Source organism: Klebsiella sp. WP8-S18-ESBL-06 (assembly GCF_014169755.1).
GTDB lineage: Bacteria > Pseudomonadota > Gammaproteobacteria > Enterobacterales > Enterobacteriaceae > Kluyvera > Kluyvera ascorbata_B.
The window spans coordinates 211,230-227,841 of sequence record NZ_AP022256.1; the positions used below are offsets into that span (position 1 = coordinate 211,230).

Annotated in this window: 17 protein-coding genes and 1 pseudogene; 11 read left to right on the forward strand and 7 right to left on the reverse strand. The window is 56.9% G+C overall.

The window, feature by feature from the left end:
• Window positions 1-2: 2 nt before the first annotated feature.
• Window positions 3-1,550, reverse strand: a complete 1,548-nt coding sequence (gpmM, locus tag H7R76_RS01020; protein ID WP_182966762.1) for a 2,3-bisphosphoglycerate-independent phosphoglycerate mutase — start codon at window positions 1,548-1,550, stop codon at window positions 3-5.
• 248 nt (window positions 1,551-1,798) lie between these two features.
• Here gpmM and H7R76_RS01025 point away from each other — a divergent pair, with 248 nt between their 5' ends.
• The 5 genes from H7R76_RS01025 to cysE all read left to right on the forward strand — a co-directional run bounded on the left by H7R76_RS01025 (window position 1,799) and on the right by cysE (window position 4,982).
• On the forward strand, window positions 1,799-2,230 hold the full coding sequence (locus H7R76_RS01025) for a rhodanese-like domain-containing protein (RefSeq protein WP_106924972.1): 432 nt from the start codon (window positions 1,799-1,801) through the stop codon (window positions 2,228-2,230).
• A gap of 30 nt (window positions 2,231-2,260) precedes the next feature.
• Complete coding sequence (gene grxC / locus H7R76_RS01030; RefSeq protein WP_106924973.1) at window positions 2,261-2,512, forward strand: glutaredoxin 3; 252 nt, start codon at window positions 2,261-2,263, stop codon at window positions 2,510-2,512.
• An 84-nt stretch (window positions 2,513-2,596) separates the two neighbouring features.
• Complete coding sequence (secB, locus tag H7R76_RS01035; RefSeq protein ID WP_106924974.1) at window positions 2,597-3,064, forward strand: protein-export chaperone SecB; 468 nt, start codon at window positions 2,597-2,599, stop codon at window positions 3,062-3,064.
• Complete coding sequence (gpsA, locus tag H7R76_RS01040; RefSeq protein ID WP_182966764.1) at window positions 3,064-4,083, forward strand: NAD(P)H-dependent glycerol-3-phosphate dehydrogenase; 1,020 nt, start codon at window positions 3,064-3,066, stop codon at window positions 4,081-4,083. Before secB ends, gpsA begins: the two co-directional genes overlap by 1 nt.
• Before the next feature lie 77 nt (window positions 4,084-4,160).
• Window positions 4,161-4,982: a serine O-acetyltransferase gene (gene cysE, locus H7R76_RS01045; protein WP_035894708.1), complete on the forward strand. Its 822-nt coding sequence runs from the start codon at window positions 4,161-4,163 to the stop codon at window positions 4,980-4,982.
• Window positions 4,983-5,040: 58 nt separating this feature from the next.
• Here cysE and trmL read toward each other — a convergent pair whose 3' ends face one another.
• The 5 genes from trmL to H7R76_RS01070 form a co-directional block, all read right to left on the reverse strand.
• A complete protein-coding gene (trmL, locus tag H7R76_RS01050; protein WP_106924976.1) occupies window positions 5,041-5,514 on the reverse strand; it encodes a tRNA (uridine(34)/cytosine(34)/5-carboxymethylaminomethyluridine(34)-2'-O)-methyltransferase TrmL in 474 nt (157 codons plus the stop codon).
• Between the two features lie 159 nt (window positions 5,515-5,673).
• Window positions 5,674-6,858 (reverse strand): FMN-dependent L-lactate dehydrogenase LldD, encoded by a 1,185-nt coding sequence (gene lldD, locus H7R76_RS01055; RefSeq protein WP_182929827.1) that lies wholly within the window; start codon window positions 6,856-6,858, stop codon window positions 5,674-5,676.
• On the reverse strand, window positions 6,855-7,631 hold the full coding sequence (gene lldR / locus H7R76_RS01060) for a transcriptional regulator LldR (protein ID WP_182966766.1): 777 nt from the start codon (window positions 7,629-7,631) through the stop codon (window positions 6,855-6,857). The genes lldD and lldR overlap by 4 nt, the downstream gene beginning before the upstream one ends.
• The gene (lldP, locus tag H7R76_RS01065; protein WP_106924979.1) at window positions 7,628-9,283 is read right to left on the reverse strand and encodes an L-lactate permease; all 1,656 of its coding nucleotides are present in this window, start codon (window positions 9,281-9,283) and stop codon (window positions 7,628-7,630) included. Before lldP ends, lldR begins: the two co-directional genes overlap by 4 nt.
• A 286-nt stretch (window positions 9,284-9,569) precedes the next feature.
• Window positions 9,570-9,932: a YibL family ribosome-associated protein gene (locus H7R76_RS01070; RefSeq protein ID WP_182966768.1), complete on the reverse strand. Its 363-nt coding sequence runs from the start codon at window positions 9,930-9,932 to the stop codon at window positions 9,570-9,572.
• A gap of 274 nt (window positions 9,933-10,206) precedes the next feature.
• Between H7R76_RS01070 and H7R76_RS01075 the strand changes: the two genes are divergently transcribed.
• The 5 genes from H7R76_RS01075 (at window position 10,207) to yiaY (ending at window position 15,805) form a co-directional block, all read left to right on the forward strand.
• Window positions 10,207-10,416: a hypothetical protein gene (locus H7R76_RS01075; protein ID WP_106924981.1), complete on the forward strand. Its 210-nt coding sequence runs from the start codon at window positions 10,207-10,209 to the stop codon at window positions 10,414-10,416.
• Between the two features lie 107 nt (window positions 10,417-10,523).
• Window positions 10,524-11,132: a glutathione S-transferase gene (locus H7R76_RS01080; protein ID WP_106924982.1), complete on the forward strand. Its 609-nt coding sequence runs from the start codon at window positions 10,524-10,526 to the stop codon at window positions 11,130-11,132.
• A 98-nt stretch (window positions 11,133-11,230) separates the two neighbouring features.
• Window positions 11,231-12,622: an L-seryl-tRNA(Sec) selenium transferase gene (gene selA, locus H7R76_RS01085; RefSeq protein WP_182966770.1), complete on the forward strand. Its 1,392-nt coding sequence runs from the start codon at window positions 11,231-11,233 to the stop codon at window positions 12,620-12,622.
• Window positions 12,619-14,469 (forward strand): selenocysteine-specific translation elongation factor, encoded by a 1,851-nt coding sequence (gene selB, locus H7R76_RS01090; protein WP_106924984.1) that lies wholly within the window; start codon window positions 12,619-12,621, stop codon window positions 14,467-14,469. Before selA ends, selB begins: the two co-directional genes overlap by 4 nt.
• Before the next feature lie 184 nt (window positions 14,470-14,653).
• Window positions 14,654-15,805: an L-threonine dehydrogenase gene (gene yiaY, locus H7R76_RS01095; RefSeq protein WP_106924985.1), complete on the forward strand. Its 1,152-nt coding sequence runs from the start codon at window positions 14,654-14,656 to the stop codon at window positions 15,803-15,805.
• Between the two features lie 168 nt (window positions 15,806-15,973).
• Here yiaY and H7R76_RS01100 read toward each other — a convergent pair whose 3' ends face one another.
• Entirely contained in the window at window positions 15,974-16,300 is a 327-nt protein-coding gene (locus H7R76_RS01100) for a hypothetical protein (protein ID WP_182966772.1), read from the reverse strand.
• 122 nt (window positions 16,301-16,422) lie between these two features.
• Here H7R76_RS01100 and H7R76_RS01105 point away from each other — a divergent pair.
• Window positions 16,423-16,602: pseudogene (locus H7R76_RS01105) on the forward strand (helix-turn-helix domain-containing protein); the annotation flags it as partial.
• Between the last annotated feature and the right edge of the window lie 10 nt (window positions 16,603-16,612).

The window sequence follows — 16,612 nt, forward strand, 5'->3', positions numbered from 1 at the left end:
GATTATTCCACGATGAACAGCGGCTTACCAGTCATCTGTTGCGGGATTTCCATGCCCATCAGCGACAGCATGGTCGGCGCGAGGTCGGAAAGCTTGCCGCCTTCCACCGCTTTGACGGTTTTGTCGCCAACGTAGATCAGCGGAACCGGCAGGCTGGTGTGTGCGGTGTGTGCCTGGCCGGTAGCCGGGTCACGCATCTGCTCAGCGTTGCCGTGGTCAGCGGTAACCAGCAGCTGGCCGCCGACTTTCTCGACCGCACGAGTCACTTCATCCAGGCAGTGATCCAGCGCTTCAACCGCTTTCACCGCAGCTTCCATCACGCCGGTATGGCCAACCATATCGCCGTTCGGGTAGTTACAGATGATGGTGTCGTACTTACCGCTTTCGATGGCGGCAACCAGTTTTTCGGTCAGCTCAGCGGAGCTCATTTCCGGCTGCAGGTCGTAGGTCGCCACTTTCGGGGAGTTGATCAGGATGCGATCTTCGCCTTTGAACGGCTCTTCTACGCCGCCGTTAAAGAAGAAGGTCACGTGTGCATATTTTTCAGTTTCGGAGATGCGCAGCTGTGTTTTGTCATGCTTTGCCATCCACTCACCGAAAGTATTTTCCAGGGAGGCTGGTGGATAAGCGCACGGTGCTTTGATGTCTGCTGCGTATTCGGTCAGCATGATGAAGTCACCCAGTTTGACTTCTTTGTGGCGTTTGAAGCCGTCGAAGTCAGCGTTCACGAATGCACGGGTGATTTCACGCGCACGGTCAGCACGGAAGTTCATGAAGATCAGCGCATCGCCGTCTTCCATTGCGGCATCGGCCTGGCCGGCTGCACGGATAACGGTGGCTTTGACGAATTCATCGTTTTCATCGCGAGCGTAGGCTGCTTCCAATGCGGCAACCGCGGTGTCAGCCTGGAACTCGCCTTTGGCTTCAACCAGCAGGTTGTAAGCTTGTTCAACGCGATCCCAACGGTTGTCACGGTCCATCGCATAGTAACGACCAATGATGGAGGCGACGCGGCCTTTGCCCAGCGCGGCAAATTTCTCTTCAAACTTCTGCAGGGAGCTGTTGGCGCTGCGCGGTGGGGTGTCGCGACCGTCGAGGAACGCGTGCAGGTAGATTTTTTCTGCACCGCGTTCAGCGGCCAGCTCTACCATTGCCATGATGTGATCTTCGTGGCTGTGAACGCCACCGGCGGACAGCAGGCCCATGATGTGTACCGCTTTACCGGCGGCAACCGCTTTGTCTACCGCGCCGGACAGCACCGGGTTAGCGAAGAACTGGCGATCTTTGATTTCCACGTCAAGACGGGTCAGGTCCTGATACACGATACGACCTGCGCCCAGGTTAACGTGACCCACTTCGGAGTTACCCATCTGACCGTCCGGCAGGCCCACTTCGAGGCCAGATGCGTGAATCAGGGTGTGCGGACGTTTTGCCCACAGCGCATCCATTACCGGGGTTTTTGCACTGAAAATAGCGTTATCCTGCTGCTCTTCGCGGTAGCCGTAGCCATCCAGGATCACCAGTACCATAGGTTTTTTAGAAACCGACATTGCGACAACCTCATGCTCTAAAGACAGAAAATTTGCGTAATTTTACTACAGCTGAATCGATAAAATAACAATGAGAGATCAAAGAAAGCGGGGAGATGCACGAGGAAATACGCACATTTTCGCCCTTTTTTCCGTGGCACTCCGCAGAAAACGCATTACATCGCGCGCGCTGGCTGTATTTGCGCCACGCCGCAGGTATACTCCTTCCCTGGTTTTTAAACATTACACGTCGGGAGCTGTTACCCCCCATGCAAGAGATTATGCAATTTGTTGGTCGTCACCCTGTCCTGAGCATCGCGTGGATCGCGCTGCTGGCGGCCGTGCTGTTCACCACCTTTAAAGGGCTGATGTCGAAAGTTAAGGTCATCAACCGTGGCGAAGCGACGCGCCTGATTAACAAAGAAGACGCCGTGGTCGTTGACCTGCGCCAGCGCGACGATTTCCGTAAAGGCCACATTGCCGGTTCTGTGAATCTGCTGGCGAGCGAAATCAAAGCCAACAACGTCGGCGAGCTGGAAAAGCACAAAGACAAACCGATTATCGTTGCCGATGGCTCCGGTATGCAGGCGAGCGAGTCTGCCAACGCGCTGCTGAAAGCGGGTTTTGAAAAAGTTTTCGTACTGAAAGAAGGTATTGCTGGCTGGAGTGGTGAAAACCTGCCGCTGGTTCGCGGCAAATAAGATTTCTCGGGTAAAGTCAGGAGAGCTGTCATGGCGAAGATTGAGATTTACACCAAAGCGACGTGCCCTTATTGCCACCGTGCAAAAGCGCTGCTGTCTGAAAAAGGCGTCACCTTCCAGGAACTGCCTATCGACGGCAACGCGGAAAAGCGTGAAGAGATGATTCAGCGCAGCGGCCGCACCACGGTGCCGCAGATTTTTATTGATGCACAGCACATTGGCGGCTGCGACGACTTGTATGCGCTTGATGCGCGTGGTGGACTTGATCCCCTGCTGCGCTAATGCTTTGCGAAGCGTTCACGCCTGACTTCGGCGGGCGTGAAGCGTACCGCTTTTTTTAAGGACAACACGAAAGGGTTTTTACACATGTCAGAACAAAACAACGCAGAAATGGCTTTCCAGATTCAGCGCATCTACACCAAAGACGTTTCCTTCGAAGCGCCGAATGCACCGCATGTTTTCCAGAAAGATTGGCAGCCAGAGGTTAAACTTGATCTTGATACCGCTTCCAACCAGCTGGCTGAAGGCGTGTATGAAGTGGTGCTGCGTGTCACCGTAACGGCGACGCTGGGCGAAGAAACTGCGTTCCTGTGCGAAACTCAGCAGGCGGGTATCTTCTCTATCGAAGGTATCGAAGGAACCCAGATGGCTCATTGCCTGGGTGCCTACTGCCCGAACATCCTGTTCCCGTATGCGCGTGAATGCATCACCAGCCTGGTTTCCCGTGGGACCTTCCCACAGCTGAACCTTGCGCCGGTTAACTTTGATGCGCTGTTCATGAACTATCTGCAACAGCAGTCTGGCGAAGGTGCAGAACAACATCAGGATGCCTGATGAACGCACTTAATGCTTCAATGACTGTGATCGGTGCCGGCTCGTACGGCACCGCTCTTGCCATCACCGTGGCAAGAAACGGCCACCCGGTTGTACTGTGGGGCCACGATCCCAAGCATGTCGCAACCTTGCAGCACGATCGCTGCAACGCGGCATTCCTTCCCGACGTTCCGTTCCCCGATACGCTGCACCTGGAAAGCGACCTTGCGGCCGCGCTGGCTGCCAGCCGCGATATTCTGGTGGTGGTGCCAAGCCACGTGTTCGGCGACGTACTTCGTCAGATGAAACCGTTGCTTCGTCCTGATGCGCGCCTGGTCTGGGCGACAAAAGGGCTGGAAGCAGAAACCGGTCGTCTGCTGCAGGATGTGGCGCGCGAAGCGCTGGGTGATGAAATCCCGCTGGCGGTGATCTCTGGCCCGACGTTCGCTAAAGAACTGGCGGCAGGTCTGCCAACGGCGATTTCACTGGCGGCCACCGACCCGACCTTTGCCGACGATTTACAGCAGTTGCTGCACTGTGGCAAAAGTTTCCGCGTTTACAGTAATCCTGACTTCATCGGCGTCCAGCTAGGCGGTGCGGTGAAAAACGTGATTGCGATTGGCGCGGGTATCTCCGACGGCATCGGCTTTGGCGCGAACGCGCGTACGGCGCTGATTACCCGTGGGTTGACCGAAATGTCACGCCTGGGCGTGGCGCTGGGCGCTGACCCGGTGACCTTTATGGGCATGGCGGGGCTGGGAGACTTAGTGCTGACCTGTACCGACAACCAGTCGCGTAACCGTCGTTTCGGTATGGCGCTGGGGAAAGGGGCGCAGGTGCAGGAAGCGCAGGACGCTATTGGCCAGGTGGTCGAGGGTTACCGTAATACCAAAGAAGTCCGCGAGTTGGCGCACCGTGTAGGTGTCGAAATGCCAATAACCGAGGAAATTTATCAGGTATTATATTGCGGAAAAAGTGCGCGCGAGGCAGCATTGACCTTGTTAGGTCGTGCACGCAAGGATGAGCATAGCGGCAACTAATCGCAGGAAACCTTTGTCATCCCGACGATCCGGCTAGCAGAGACTGGCCGATCGTTCCAATACGTCTGGAGTATGCAATGTCGTGTGAAGAACTGGAAATTGTCTGGAACAACATTAAAGCGGAAGCCAGGGCTCTGGCCGACTGTGAGCCAATGCTCGCCAGTTTCTATCACGCCACGCTACTCAAACATGAAAATCTTGGCAGCGCATTAAGCTATATGCTGGCGAATAAACTGGCTTCACCCATTATGCCTGCTATCGCTATTCGCGAAGTGGTGGAAGAAGCCTACGCCGCCGATCCGGAAATGATCGCCTCCGCCGCCTGTGATATTCAGGCCGTTCGCACCCGCGACCCGGCGGTCGACAAATATTCAACGCCGCTGCTGTACCTGAAAGGCTTCCACGCGTTACAAGCCTATCGCATCGGCCATTGGCTGTGGGGGCAAGGGCGTCGCGCGCTGGCGATTTTCCTGCAAAACCAGGTGTCGGTATCGTTCCAGGTGGACATCCACCCGGCGGCGAAGATTGGCCGCGGCATCATGCTTGACCACGCGACCGGCATCGTGGTGGGCGAAACGGCGGTCATTGAAAACGATGTCTCCATCCTGCAATCCGTTACCCTGGGGGGGACCGGGAAAACCAGCGGCGACCGTCACCCGAAAATTCGCGAAGGCGTCATGATTGGCGCGGGTGCTAAAATTCTCGGCAACATCGAAGTGGGGCGCGGCGCGAAGATTGGCGCGGGCTCCGTGGTTTTACAACCCGTTCCGCCGCATACCACGGCTGCAGGTGTTCCGGCGCGCATCGTCGGCAAGCCGGAGTCAGATAAACCGGCGATGGATATGGACCAACACTTTAACGGTATCAATCACGGATTTGAGTACGGCGACGGGATTTAACGGCATTCACGTTGCCAGACGTAGGCCGGATAAGGCGGAGCCGCCATCCGGCAATCTATCAGCTCCGTAATACCGCGCCCGGATACCCCAACTGGCGCCATGCTTCATACACCACCACCGACACCGCGTTCGACAGGTTCATGCTGCGGCTGTCCGGCATCATAGGAATACGAATTTTTTGCTCGGGCGGCAGCGCGTCCAGAATGGTCGCGGGCAGCCCGCGCGTTTCTGGGCCAAACATCAGAAAATCACCGTCCTGATAGCTCACCGCGCTGTGCGCAGGCGTGCCTTTGGTCGTGAGGGCAAACAGCCGCTGCGGTTTGGCGCTTTCGAGAAACGCCGCATAGTCGGCATGGCGCTGAACGGCGGTAAACTCATGGTAATCCAGCCCGGCGCGACGCAGGCGCTTATCGTCCCAAGCAAAGCCCATTGGTTCGATGATATGGAGATTGAAACCGGTATTGGCGCACAGGCGGATGATATTACCGGTATTGGGTGGGATTTCTGGTTCGAATAAAACGATGTTAAGCATGCTGCCCCCTTGGATTGCGGGGGGCAGGATAGCAGAAAACGCAGTCACCCTCATCCTGTAGGACTGATAAGCGTAGCGCCATCAGGCAATATTGAGCACGTTGCCGGATGGCGGCGTAAACGCCTTATCCGGCCTACATTGCTGAACAGCCAGAGCGTGCTACGCCGCGTCGCCGCGCTGAATCGCACGGAACGTCTGCGCCACGTCCGCCTGTTGCACCAGCGAATCACCGCTAATATCCTTAATGGTTTTCGCTCCGGTCAGCGTCATCGCCACCTTCATCTCTTTCTCAACCAGATTCAGCAGGTTAGCCACACCCGCCTGGCCGTGAGTCGCCAGCGCATACAAATATGCACGTCCCAGCAGCACGCTATCTGCGCCCAGCGCAATCATGCGCACCACGTCCAGACCGTTACGAATGCCGCTATCGGCAAGGATCGTAATATCGCCTTTTACTGCGTCAGCAATTGCCGGCAGCGCGCGGGCGGAGGAGAGTACGCCGTCAAGCTGACGGCCACCGTGGTTCGAAACCACAATCCCGTCGGCGCCGAAGCGCACCGCGTCGCGGGCATCTTCCGGATCGAGGATCCCTTTGATCACCATCGGGCCATCCCAGAATTCGCGGATCCATTCCAGGTCTTTCCACGAAATGGACGGATCGAAGTTATTCGCCAGCCAGCCGATGTAATCTTCCAGCCCGGTTGGTTTGCCGAGGTAGGTGGAAATATTGCCTAAGTCGTGTGGGCGACCATTCAGGCCCACATCCCACGCCCACTGCGGATGGGTGGCGGCCTGCCAGTAGCGGCGCATCGCAGCGTTCGGGCCGCTCATACCGGAGTGGGCATCGCGGTAGCGCGCGCCCGGCGTCGGCATATCAACGGTAAAGACCAGCGTTGAGCAGCCCGCCGCTTTGGCGCGCTCCAGCGCGTTGCGCATAAAGCCGCGATCGCGCAGGACGTACAGCTGGAACCACATCGGGCGCTTAATGGTCGGTGCGACCTCTTCAATCGGGCAGACTGACACGGTGGAAAGGGTAAACGGAATACCTTTAGCATCGGCGGCGGCGGCGGCCTGCACCTCACCGCGACGGGCGTACATGCCGCACAGCCCAACCGGTGCCAGCGCCACCGGCATCGACAGCTGCTCTTTAAACAACGTGGTTTCCAGGCTCAGGTCAGACATATTCTTCAGCACGCGCTGGCGCAGGGCCACGTCGGACAGGTCTTCTACGTTACGGCGCAGGGTGTGCTCGGCGTAGGCGCCGCCGTCGATGTAGTGGAACAGAAACGGCGGCAGAATGCGCTGGGCAGCAGCGCGATAGTCACTCGCGGCGGAAATAATCATGCTTTTTTCTCCCTGGAAATATCAGTGTGGTCGTCGGGCAGGCGGGTGAGCCGCGCCTGGCGGGCCAGGTCTTCGTCAAAACGTTTAATCGTGGTGTGGACAAACCCGAGATGCGCCATCATCGCCTGGCGAGCGCCTTCAGCGTCACCGTGGGTAATGGCGTTGAGGATGGCCAGATGCTGTTCGGTCAATTTCGCAAACACCGGCGGCACCAGATACATGCGTTCGCGGCTCTGGATAACCGAAGATTGCAGCAGATCGAAAAATCCGCGCATGGTTTGCAGCAGCACCACGTTGTGGGATGCCTCGGCAATTGCCAGGTGGAAACGCACGTCGGCCTGTGAGGCAAGGTCCGGGTCGTCGCTCTGGGTGGCTTCAAAGCAGAGGCGGATTTTTTCTTTGTCGGCATCGGTGGCGCGCATCGCGGCGTACCACGCGGTGCTGGCTTCGATGGCGTGGCGAGCTTCCAGAATATCGAAGCTGTAGCCCGGATCATCGGCCAGCAGCGTTCTCAGCGGCTGGACAATATTTTGTTCGGACCAGCCCTCATGCTGCCAGCGCACGAAGGTGCCGCCGCCGCGGCGGCTCAGGAGCAAACCTTCGCTAACCAATTTCGCCAGCGCTTCGCGCAGTGAGTTGCGCGACACGCCGAGCTGGCTTGCCAGCTTGCGTTCAGCGGGCAATCGCATGCCCGCCTCCAGCTGTTGTTCTTCAATCAGCGCCCGCACGCGGCAGGCGACATCGTCTGACAGACGTTTGGGCAGTGTTATCACGGAATCATCCAGGTTAAGACATAAGCCTGCAGCGTGGTGATGACGCCCACCATACAGGTGAAAATCAGGCTGTGTTTGACCGTAAAGCGGAACAGATCGGACTCTTTACCCACCAGGCCCACCGCCGCACAGGCAATTGCGATGGACTGTGGTGAAATCATCTTGCCGGTGACGCCGCCGGTCGTATTCGCGGCAACCAGCAGCACGTCCGATACCCCAATCTGCTGCGCGGCGGTGGCCTGAAGCGCGGCGAACAGGGCGTTGGAAGAGGTGTCTGAACCGGTCAGGAACACGCCAAGCCAACCCAGGAACGGTGAGAAGAAGGTAAAGGCATGGCCGGTATGCGCCAGCGCCAGTGCCAGCGTCGATGACAGGCCGGAATAGTTCGAGATAAAAGCGAACGCCAACACCATACCGATGGAGTAAATCGGTAACGCCAGCTCTTTCAGCGTGGAGCCGAAGGTGCTGATGGCATCTTTTGGCTTCATGCGCAGCCAGACAATAGACAGCAGGGCGGCAAACAGAATTGCGGTGCCGGTGGCAGATAGCCAGTCGAACTTATACACCGCCGCGTAGGCGGTCGCCTGGCTAACAACCGGTGGCATGCGCGCAACCATTTTGTCGAGGAACGGTACCGAGATGTTGATCACCAGATCGTACATTGCGCCGCCCGGGGCGAACAGCGCTTTAAACGGCGGAATGCTCCACAGCGTAACGGTCGCGGTCAGGAACAGGAACGGTGACCAGGCGCGGATAACCTGGCCGGCGGTATAACCGGTGCGTGCCAGATTCATATCGACCTGTGACGCGCCCATGTCGGCAAAGCGGAAAATGCGTACCGGCTGCCAGCGCTTGAGGAACAGCGTCAGGCACACCAGCGACACCAGCGAGGAGATGATGTCCGGCAGCTCTGGGCCGAGGAAGTTGGAGCTGAGGTACTGGGCGATAGCGAACGATCCTCCCGCCACCATAACCGCAGGCCAGGTCTCTTTGATACCGCGCCAGCCGTCCATAATCGCCATGATCCAGAACAGCACGATAATGGTCAGGAACGGTAGCTGGCGGCCGACCATCTGGCCAATGTGGAAGCTGTCCAGCCCGGTAACCTGACCGGCAACCAGAATCGGAATACCCATCGCGCCAAAGGCGACCGGCGCGGTGTTGACAATCAGACATAGCCCTGCGGCATACAGTGGGTTAAAGCCCAGGCCGACCAACAGCGCTGCGGTAATCGCCACCGGTGCGCCGAAGCCCGCCGCCCCTTCGAGGAAGGCCCCGAAGGAGAAACCGACAATCAGCATCTGCAAACGCTGGTCCGGGGTGATCGAAAGAATCGACGCACGAATAATATCGAACTGCCCGGTTTTCACCGAAATTTTGTAGACGAAAACGGCAGCGATAATAATCCAGGCAATCGGCCACAGGCCGTAGAAGAAGCCGTAAACCACCGACGCCAGCGCGCGATCGACGGGCATCTTATAGAACAGCAGCGCGACGCCCAGGGCGATAGCGACTGTCCAGCTAGCCGCCACATAGCCTTTCAGCTTGAGCTTAATCAGCGCGAAGAAGAAGAACAGGATCGGGAGCGATGCGATCAGGCTCGATAGCCAGATATTCCCGGCCGGATCGTAGTTTTGTTGCCAGAGGCTCATGCAGGTCTCCAGGGGGCCATACGCGCTGCTCGGCGGTGAGTCTGTGCTCATCTCTGCGTCACAGTTTGTGTAAAATTGGCCCTGCCAATAGGGTGGTGTAGGGTTAATGACAATGAATGGTTAACTAAATGTTATGCGTTAGCAATGCGAATGTGATGTTTAATGATGGAATTGTGAACCAATAGCAATTTGGTTGTGAAATTGGTTGGGCCAATTCAGAGGGGTAGCAATGGAAGGCGTAGAACAAAACCTTCCCCCGGGCGGGAGAAGGTTCAGGGGGGTCGCATCAGAATTCGCTCTTTGCGAACCCGGTCATGACCTGCAGACCCATTTCACGGCCTAGCGCCGTCATTGGGTGAACAACAACCAGACCGCGCACGCTTTTCTTCAGCTTGCCCATGTCGGCCTGTTCTTTTTTCGTGATAGGGCGGCTGAAACCCATTTTGACCAGCTTCTGCGCTTCTTTGCTCAGCTTCTGGGTATGGACTTCGCGCAGGCGCGCGATTTCAGTTTCGAGCTTAGCTTTTTCTGCTTCCAGCTCGGCATATTTTTCTGCGCTTTCAACCAGGGACAGGGCTGCCTGCTGGTGGCGAATAGCGTCGAGCAGGTCGCTCAGGCGCTTAATTTCATTTTTTTCGATTTCTTTCATCTTGCTGATATCTGATAACAAAATAGGCGTAATAGCTTCTAGTATGCGCGTTGTCGCTCATTTCTGGTAGTTAATTATACAAAATGCGGTAGTTTCTTTGCGTGACAATAGGTTTATTATTTTCATAATAATTTGATTGTTATGATTATTTTTGTAATTTCTCCTCCAAGCCACATTTTCTAAAATTTCTACGCAAAATGCGCACGTTTTCCTCAACGGGCTTTTGATTAAGTATCCATTCTTATAAGAGGGTTTTTAAGAGAAGGAGCGCACGATGAGAAAGATCGGAGAAAATGTTCCACAACTTATTGATAAAGCAGTGGACTTTATGGCTTCAAGCCAGGCGTTCATGGAGTATCTGAACAAACGGTCGCGTTCGGATCGGGTTCCTACCGATATCCCCGAAGAAAAAGCAGAGATGTTTCTCGAAAGACTGGCGTACTACCGTCAGCTGTACAGGCCCGTGGAGACTTTGCATAAGTAGTCTGTCTGCTCTTTATTTTATCCCGATCGCTCAATGGATAAAAACCAGAGGGCGAATGCGGCTGCCTGAGCCATACTGATAGCTTTGTTGGCGCAAAGGAGTTGAACATGAAACTGGTTGGCAGCTACACGAGTCCATTTGTCCGAAAAATCTCGATCCTCTTACTGGAAAAGGGGATCGCCTTCGAATTTATCAACGAGCAGCCCTATAACGCTGAAAACGGTGTGGCGCAATTTAACCCGTTAGGGAAAGTGCCTGCGCTAGTCACCGATAGCGGAGAATGCTGGTTCGATTCGCCGATTATTGCTCAGTACATTGAGCAATTGAATATTGCACCGGAAATGGTGCCGAACGATCCCCATGAAGCGTTAAAGGTACGCCAGATGGAAGCGCTGGCCGACGGCATTATGGACGCCGGCCTGGCCTCGGTGCGTGAGCTCGCCCGTCCGGCAGCGCAGCAGTCGGAAGCGGAAGTCCTGCGCCAGCGCGAAAAAATTGCCCGCAGCCTTGACGCGCTGGAAGGCTATTTAGCCGACGGCACGCTGAAGGCTGACACCCTCAATCTGGCGACCATCGCCATTGCCTGCGCGATTGGCTACCTGAACTTTCGCCGCATTGCGCCAGGTTGGTGTGTCGATCGCCCACGTCTGGTGAAGCTGGCCGAAACGCTGTTCCTGCGCGAGAGCTTTGCGCGCACCGAACCGCCAAAGGCTTGATTGAACGCTATAACGCCTAACCGCAGTCCGTTGTACAATCCCTTCCCATGACTCCCTCTCCCGTCGGGAGGGGTAACATTTAACCGTCAGGCCTATTCATGACTACCGATACCCGTTCGCTTTACAGCCAGCTTCCCGCAACCGACCGCTTGCTTCGCGAGCCTGCGTTTGCGCGTTTACTTGATGCCCATGGCCACACTCAGGTGGTAGAACAGCTCCGCCAGATGCTGGACGATGCGCGGCTTAGCATCCGTGAGCAGCAGGCGCTGCCGGCCTGGAGCGAGGACTGGGCGCAGGAGACGGCACAGCGGCTGGCGCGCGATGCGCAAAGCGCGCTGCGCCCGGTCATCAACCTGACGGGCACCGTGCTGCACACCAACCTGGGCCGTGCACAGCAGGCAACGTCGGCTGTGAATGCCGTCGCCCAGGTTATGCGCGATCCGGTGACGCTGGAGTACGACCTGGACGGCGCCGGGCGCGGCCACCGCGATCGGGCGTTAGCCGACCTGCTGTGCCGTTTAACCGGCGCGGAAGATGCCTGTATCGTCAATAATAACGCCGCCGCGGTGCTGCTGATGCTGGCGGCGACGGCGGCCGGAAAAGAAGTGGTGGTGTCGCGTGGCGAGCTGGTGGAAATTGGCGGCGCGTTCCGTATCCCTGACGTGATGCGCCAGGCCGGCTGCGTGCTGCACGAAGTGGGCACCACCAACCGCACCCATGCCAAAGACTACCGCCAGGCGGTAAATGACAATACCGCGCTGTTAATGAAGGTGCACACCAGCAACTACAGCATTGAAGGGTTTACCAAATCGGTAGAAGAAGCCGAGCTGGCGGAAATGGGCCACGAGCTGGGCGTGCCGGTGGTGGCAGATTTGGGCAGCGGTTCGCTGGTCGATCTGAGCCGCTACGGGCTGCCAAAAGAACCGATGCCGCAGGAGATGATTGCCGCCGGCGTCAGCCTCGTGAGCTTCTCCGGCGATAAGCTGCTGGGGGGCCCGCAGGCGGGAATTATCGTCGGCAAAAAAACGCTGATAGCCCAGCTGCAGCAGCACCCGCTCAAGCGTGCGCTACGCGCGGATAAAATGACGCTGGCGGCGCTTGAAGCCACTCTGCGTCTGTATTTGCACCCGGAAAAACTGGCGGCAGAGCTACCTACGCTGCGCTTGCTTAGCCGCCACGTTGAAGAGATCAACCAACAGGCGCAGCGTCTGCGTACCCCGCTAGCCGAGCGCTACGACGCGGAATTCGCCGTTCAGGTCATGCCGTGTATGTCGCAGATTGGCAGCGGCTCGCTGCCCGCCGAAAGCCTGCCCAGCGCGGCCATTGCTTTTACGCCGCTCGATGGGCGCGGCAGTCGCCTTGAGGCGCTGGCAAACCGCTGGCGCAGCCTGCCGGTGCCGGTCATTGGCAGGATTTATGACGGACGCCTGTGGCTGGATTTACGCTGCCTTGAAGATGAACCCCGTTTCCTGGAGATGTTGCTGAAATGATTATTGCCACCGCCGGTCACGTTGACCACGGCAAAACCACGCTGCTACAGGCGATTACCGGCATTAACGCCGACCGCCTGCCGGAAGAGAAATCACGCGGCATGACTATCGATCTCGGCTACGCCTACTGGCCGCAGCCGGACGGCCGCGTGCTGGGCTTTATCGATGTGCCTGGGCATGAAAAATTTCTTTCGAATATGCTGGCGGGCGTGGGGGGGATCGATCACGCCCTGCTGGTGGTGGCATGTGACGATGGCGTGATGGCGCAAACCCGTGAACATCTGGCGATTCTTCAACTGACGGGCAAGCCCACGCTGACGGTGGCATTAACTAAAGTCGATCGCGTCGATGCCGCGCGTATTGCTGAAGTTCGTCGCCAAATTACCGATGTTCTTCGTGAATATGCTTTTGAGCCGGCGACGTTATTTGAAACGGCGGCCACCGAGGGCAAGGGCATTGAGGCCCTGCGCGAACACCTGCGCCAGCTCGCCGCCCGCGAGCATCCTGAGCACCAGCGTTTTCGTCTGGCCATCGACCGCGCGTTTACCGTAAAAGGGGCGGGCCTGGTGGTTACCGGGACGGCGCTGTCGGGCGATGTGTGCGTGGGCGATACCCTATGGTTGACCGGAATGGGTACGCCGATGCGCGTACGCGGTCTGCACGCCCAGAATCAGCCGGTTGAGCACGCGCATGGCGGGCAGCGTATTGCCCTGAATATTGTCGGTGCAGCGGAAAAGGGCGATATCAGCCGCGGCGATTGGCTGCTGACAGAAGCGCCGCCGGAGGCCGTTGAGCGGGTGATTGTTGAGTTACAAAGCCATGTGCCGCTGAGCCAATGGCAGCCGCTGCATATTCACCATGCGGCCAGCCATATTACCGGGCGTGTATCGTTGCTGGAAAATAACCTCGCTGAACTGGTGCTCGATACACCGCTGTGGCTGGCGGATAACGATCGTCTGGTGCTACGCGATATTTCGGCGAAGGTTACGCTGGCCGGAGCGCGGGTGGTGACGCTCAATTCACCGCGCCGTGGCAAGCGCAAGCCGGAGTACCTGGCATGGATTGCGGCGCTTGCGCTGGCAGAAAACGACGCGCAGGCGCTGGCGGTGCACCTCGCGCGTGATGCGGTAAAGCTGCGTGAATTTGGCTGGGCGCGCCAGCTCAGTGCCCAGGGGCTGGAAGCGCTGATTGCTCAGCCAGGTTTCATCCTGGCCGGTGACTGCCTGTTGGATGCCCCGCTGGCCGCGCGCTGGCAGCGTAAGCTGCTGGACGCGCTGGCGCAGTACCACGAGCAGCACAAAGATGAACCTGGCCCGGGTCGTGAACGTCTGCGCCGTATCGCGCTGCCGATGGAAGATGAAGCGCTGGTCCTCACGTTAATTGAGCAGATGCGTGCCAGCGGAACCATCGCCAGCCACCACGGCTGGCTGCACCTGCCGGAACATAAGGCCGGTTTTACCGACGAGCAGCAGGTTATCTGGCTGAAAGCCGCGCCGCTGTTTGGCGACGAGCCCTGGTGGGTGCGCGATTTGGCGACGCAGACCGGTACGGATGAAAACACCATGCGCAGCGTTTTACGTCAGGCTGCGCAGCAGGGGATGATTACCGCCATTGTAAAAGATCGCTACTATCGTAACGATCGCATTGTGGCGTTTGCTAACATGATTCGCGATCTCCATCTGGAAAAAGGCTCCACCTGCGCGGCGGACTTCCGCGATAAATTGAACGTTGGCCGCAAGCTGGCGATTCAGATTCTGGAATATTTCAACCGAATTGGTTTTACGCGCCGTCGCGGTAACGATCATTTATTACGTGATGCGTTGCTGTTCCCGGATAATAAAAACTAACAATTTATTTAGAAAAAATATTAAATAAAATACAAAAATATATTAATCACCACAAATCGCGGCATAAACAATGAGATGCCGCGATTTTTATTTTATTTAAGGTCTGAAATGCTAACTTGATCGTGTTTTTGCAGAGGTTATTACTATAGCCTCTGGGGCCTGCTTATTAAATAAAGGAACTATCATGGCTGCATCTACTTTCTTCATTCCATCAGTGAATGTTATCGGTAATGGCGCGTTAAATGACGCAATGAATACCATGAAGGAATATGGCTTTCGCCGTGCTCTGATTGTCACTGATGCAGTCCTGAATAAGCTGGGTGTCGCTGGCGATATCCAGAAGCGTTTGCAGGAATATGACATCCATAGCGTGGTATTTGACGGTACGCACCCAAACCCGACCACCGTTAACGTCGAAGACGGCCTGGAAATGCTGCGCGCAAATGACTGCGACTGCGTCGTTTCGCTGGGCGGCGGTTCCCCGCACGACTGCGCAAAAGGGATTGCCCTGGTGGCTGCCAACGGCGGTGATATCCGCGACTACGAGGGCGTCGACCGCTCTGCCAAACCGCAGCTGCCGATGATCGCTATCAACACCACGGCAGGTACGGCGTCTGAAATGACCCGATTCTGCATTATTACCGACGTCACTCGTCACATTAAAATGGCCATCGTCGACAAGCACGTTACGCCGATCCTGTCCGTTAACGATTCTTCCCTGATGGAAGGTATGCCGAAAGGGCTGACTGCTGCTACCGGGATGGATGCGCTGACCCACGCCATTGAAGCCTACGTGTCTATTGCCGCGACGCCGATCACCGATGCCTGTGCGCTGAAAGCCATCACCATGATTGTCGATAATCTGCCGACGGCGGTAGAACACGGTAGCAACGGCGAAGCGCGTGAAGCGATGGCCTACGCACAGTTCCTGGCCGGCATGGCGTTTAACAATGCGTCGCTGGGCTATGTTCACGCGATGGCGCACCAGCTCGGCGGCTTCTACGATCTGCCGCACGGCGTATGCAACGCGGTTCTGCTGCCGCACGTACAGGTGTTCAACAGCAAGGTGGCTGCGGCGCGCCTGCGTGACTGCGCTCAGGCGATGCATATCGACGTCAGCGCGATGAGCAACGAGCAGGGCGCACAGGCGTGTATCGATGCGATCCGCAAACTGGCGCGTCAGGTAAACATTCCGGCTGGCCTGCGCGACCTGAACGTGAAAGAAGAAGATATTCCGGTGCTGGCGACCAACGCGCTGAAAGATGCGTGCGGATTCACTAACCCTGTCCAGGCGACGCACGACGAAATCATGGCGATTTTCCGCGCCGCGATGTAATTCATCCTCTGCACGAAAAAAAGCAGAACGCGTGCGTTCTGCTTTTTTGTTTCCGGGAATGCCGTTGTGCAGAGAGCCGGATGGCGGCTTCGCCTTATCAGGCCTACAGTGTGTGCCCGGTAGGCCTGATAAGCGCAGCGCCATCAGGCACCGCACATGGCATGACAATTATTCTTCGCGGTTATCTGGCACAATGCGCAGCGTGAGCTTGCGAAACTGCCCGTAAATCCATAACCCGAGCCAGGTCAGGCTGCCGATAATACCGGTAACTACCAGCGCCAGAAGCAAAAATAGCAGCGGGCTGAGTATCAGTGCGGAGAAGCCGTGAACGATTTCCCCGTTCCAGCGCAGGGTGAACACCGTAATACCAATGGCGCTCAGAATACCATTGAGTACACCGAGGGGGACCAGCGAACAAAGCAGGCCCAGAAGGTGAATTTTAAAAACACTGCCTGCGCTGATTTTATGCAGCGTCAGATTTTGAAATTCGTCCATGGGGTCATCTTGATGGTTTTATCGTAAGGGCGAATATAGTTTATCTGGCGGTGAAGCGATAGCTGGGGCTGGTCTGGAATCAGACCAGCCGATTGATTTTTTGCCGGTCTGCCTGGTAAGCGCAGCGCCATCAGGCGGCAGAGAAGCTGCTGAGTAACCTTACGCGTTCGCTTAAGGAAGTGGCCGAACAGTGCGGGTTTGCTGATGTCGGGTATTTCCGCCAGGTTTTTCGCAAACACACCGGCTTGACGCCCGCAGCGTGGAAACGGCGCTATTGCAAAGAGCATATTCATTCTGCCTGAGGCAAAGAGA

Excerpts from the sequence above, each read along its gene's own strand:
- secB (WP_106924974.1), top strand. The coding sequence starts at position 2,597 with ATGTCAGAACAAAACAACGCAGAAATGGCTTTCCAGATTCAGCGCATC.
- gpmM (WP_182966762.1), bottom strand. The coding sequence starts at position 1,550 with ATGTCGGTTTCTAAAAAACCTATGGTACTGGTGATCCTGGATGGCTAC.
- H7R76_RS01025 (WP_106924972.1), top strand. The coding sequence starts at position 1,799 with ATGCAAGAGATTATGCAATTTGTTGGTCGTCACCCTGTCCTGAGCATC.
- lldP (WP_106924979.1), bottom strand. The coding sequence starts at position 9,283 with ATGAGCCTCTGGCAACAAAACTACGATCCGGCCGGGAATATCTGGCTA.
- H7R76_RS01100 (WP_182966772.1), bottom strand. The coding sequence starts at position 16,300 with ATGGACGAATTTCAAAATCTGACGCTGCATAAAATCAGCGCAGGCAGT.
- H7R76_RS01080 (WP_106924982.1), top strand. The coding sequence starts at position 10,524 with ATGAAACTGGTTGGCAGCTACACGAGTCCATTTGTCCGAAAAATCTCG.
- gpsA (WP_182966764.1), top strand. The coding sequence starts at position 3,064 with ATGAACGCACTTAATGCTTCAATGACTGTGATCGGTGCCGGCTCGTAC.
- H7R76_RS01075 (WP_106924981.1), top strand. The coding sequence starts at position 10,207 with ATGAGAAAGATCGGAGAAAATGTTCCACAACTTATTGATAAAGCAGTG.
- selB (WP_106924984.1), top strand. The coding sequence starts at position 12,619 with ATGATTATTGCCACCGCCGGTCACGTTGACCACGGCAAAACCACGCTG.
- trmL (WP_106924976.1), bottom strand. The coding sequence starts at position 5,514 with ATGCTTAACATCGTTTTATTCGAACCAGAAATCCCACCCAATACCGGT.
- selA (WP_182966770.1), top strand. The coding sequence starts at position 11,231 with ATGACTACCGATACCCGTTCGCTTTACAGCCAGCTTCCCGCAACCGAC.
- grxC (WP_106924973.1), top strand. The coding sequence starts at position 2,261 with ATGGCGAAGATTGAGATTTACACCAAAGCGACGTGCCCTTATTGCCAC.
- H7R76_RS01070 (WP_182966768.1), bottom strand. The coding sequence starts at position 9,932 with ATGAAAGAAATCGAAAAAAATGAAATTAAGCGCCTGAGCGACCTGCTC.
- cysE (WP_035894708.1), top strand. The coding sequence starts at position 4,161 with ATGTCGTGTGAAGAACTGGAAATTGTCTGGAACAACATTAAAGCGGAA.
- lldD (WP_182929827.1), bottom strand. The coding sequence starts at position 6,858 with ATGATTATTTCCGCCGCGAGTGACTATCGCGCTGCTGCCCAGCGCATT.
- yiaY (WP_106924985.1), top strand. The coding sequence starts at position 14,654 with ATGGCTGCATCTACTTTCTTCATTCCATCAGTGAATGTTATCGGTAAT.